The organism is Vibrio sp. 10N.222.48.A3 (assembly GCF_041475345.1).
GTDB classification, from domain to species: Bacteria; Pseudomonadota; Gammaproteobacteria; order Enterobacterales; family Vibrionaceae; genus Vibrio; species Vibrio tasmaniensis_A.
The window spans coordinates 1-2592 of record NZ_JBFRVX010000808.1; the positions used below are offsets into that span (position 1 = coordinate 1).

The 2592-nt window shown below is 42.8% G+C and carries 2 protein-coding genes; both read left to right on the forward strand.

Annotated elements, in window-relative coordinates; all coding sequences use genetic code 11:
• The coding region (locus AB4653_RS20045) for an NADPH-dependent assimilatory sulfite reductase hemoprotein subunit (RefSeq protein WP_372105143.1) at positions 1-1232 on the forward strand (1232 nt) is incomplete at its 5' end.
• Entirely contained in the window at positions 1225-2001 is a 777-nt protein-coding gene (locus tag AB4653_RS20050) for a phosphoadenylyl-sulfate reductase (RefSeq protein WP_009847908.1), read from the forward strand. The genes AB4653_RS20045 and AB4653_RS20050, both read left to right, overlap by 8 nt.
• Positions 2002-2592 lie beyond the last annotated feature (591 nt).

Below are 2592 nucleotides of genomic sequence, written 5' to 3' on the forward strand. Positions count from 1 at the left end.
AGTCCGAGCTACACCAAGAAGCTTATGAGTGGGCGAAAAAGATCAGTGAACACCTATTACCTAAAACTCGTGCTTATGCTGAGATCTGGTTAGATGGTGAAAAGCTCGCAACAACAGATGAAGAACCTATCTTAGGTAGTAACTACTTACCACGTAAGTTCAAAACGACGGTTGTAATTCCTCCGCAAAATGACGTAGATGTTCATGCTAACGATCTTAACTTTATTGCGATTGCTAAAGACGGAAAGCTGGTGGGCTTTAACGTATTAGTGGGCGGTGGTCTTGCAATGACGCACGGCGATACTTCTACTTATGCACGTAAAGCTGACGACTTTGGTTTTGTGCCATTAGAAAAAACGTTAGATGTAGCGGCAGCTGTTGTGACGACACAACGTGACTGGGGCAACCGTTCGAACCGTAAGAATGCTAAAACCAAATACACACTAGACCGTGTTGGTATTGATGTATTTAAAGCAGAAGTAGAAAAACGTGCAGGCGTTGAGTTTTCTGAAAGCCGTCCTTATGAGTTTACTGGCCGTGGCGACCGTATCGGTTGGGCGGAAGGTATTGATGGTAAGCACCACTTAGCGTTATTCATCGAAAATGGTCGTTTACTTGATTTTCCGGGTAAAGCGCTGAAAACAGGTGTTGCTGAAATAGCGAAGATCCACAAAGGTGATTTCCGCATGACAGCGAACCAAAATCTCATTGTTGCAGGTGTACCTAAGAGCCAAAAGGCACAAATTGAAAAGCTGGCACGTCAATACGGTCTGATGGATGATGCCGTTTCAGAACAGCGCAAGAACTCAATGGCGTGTGTGGCATTCCCAACATGTCCGTTAGCAATGGCAGAAGCCGAACGTTTTCTTCCTGAGTTTGTAACGGATGTTGAAGACATTCTGAAGAAACACGGATTACCAGAAGAAGATAACATCATCCTTCGCATCACGGGTTGTCCAAACGGCTGTGGTCGTGCAATGTTGGCTGAGTTGGGTTTAGTCGGTAAGGCGCCGGGGCGTTACAACATGCACTTAGGTGGCAACAAAGCCGGAACTCGTATCCCGAAGATGTATAAAGAGAACATCACTTCAGCTCAGATCTTAGAAGAGATTGATTCGCTGGTGGGACGTTGGGCTACGGAACGTAACGACAATGAAGGGTTCGGTGATTTTACAATCCGAGCTGGCATCATCGAAGAGGTGATCATTTCAAAGAGGGATCTGCATGCATAATTCTGTCGCTTCAAAATTGAAGTTAGCAGAGCTACTCGCATTGACTAAGACGGAGCAGATACTTCATCTTGGACAAATTAATGCTGAGTTAGAGCAGCTAACTGCATTAGAAAGAGTGAAGTGGGCTCTAGAAAACTTAGAAGGAACACATGTGGTGTCTTCTAGTTTCGGAATCCAAGCAGCATTGATGCTGCACTTAGTGACTCAAGCCAAACCCGATATTCCAGTTATTCTGACAGACACCGGGTACCTATTCCCAGAAACGTATCGCTTTATAGATGAGTTAAGTCAGAAGTTGACTCTAAACCTTCAAGTCTTTCGCGCACAACAGAGCTCTAATTGGCAAGAAGCGCAATATGGCAAACTTTGGGATCAAGGTATAGAAGGGATAGAGAAGTACAACAAACTTAATAAAGTTGAACCGATGAGAAGAGCGCTGGATGAACTAGAGGCTGGCACTTGGTTTTCAGGGTTGCGAAGAGAGCAATCTCAATCGCGCGCAAACTTGCCGATCTTATCTATCCAAAATGGTGTGTTTAAGTTCTTGCCAGTAATAGATTGGACAAATAAAGATGTTCACTATTACTTGGAAGAGCATAGCCTTAGTTACCACCCACTTCGTGAGCAGGGGTACCTTTCTGTCGGAGATACTCATACAACTAAGAAATGGGAACCGGGTATGACTGAAGAAGAAACCCGTTTCAATGGTCTGAAACGAGAATGTGGCCTCCATGAAGACGATGGAGAGCAATATGGCTCTGGGATTTAGACTCATTGCCATTTAAAAAGCTGCCTCAAGGCAGCTTTTTAGTTTCTAGGGGATAAAATTAAAGCGATTGTGGATAAGTCTGTGGTTATTATGTAGGTACTTTGTAGTTAAACTTGCATAAATAAGGCTTTGGGTGTTTATCCATCATCTAATCGTTATTTTTGCAATTTTCGGTAATAAACACTTGCCAATGTGAGGAACATCTCTATAATGCCGCCTCACTGACACGGTAGACGCCACAAGGCTTCAGCGAAGAATGTTAGTAAGGCAACTAGCTTTAAGCGATAATTCGCTTCTACTTTTAGAAAGTAGAAATTAATTTTCAAAAGTGTTTGACACTGAGAATTAAAACGCTAGAATGGCCGCCTCTTCCGAAGTGATGTAAGTCACAACGAAGAGTAGCTCTTTAACAATTTAAACCTATCAATCTGTGTGGGCACTCGTTGATGAATATCAAAACGTTATTACTTAGGTAATAACAGTTACTTCGGTAACAAAATGATTTCAATGAACTGAGTGACCAATACGTTTAACTACTTGTAGTTATTCGGCACAGTCAATTCATTACCATTCTGTTGGAATGGTAATAGC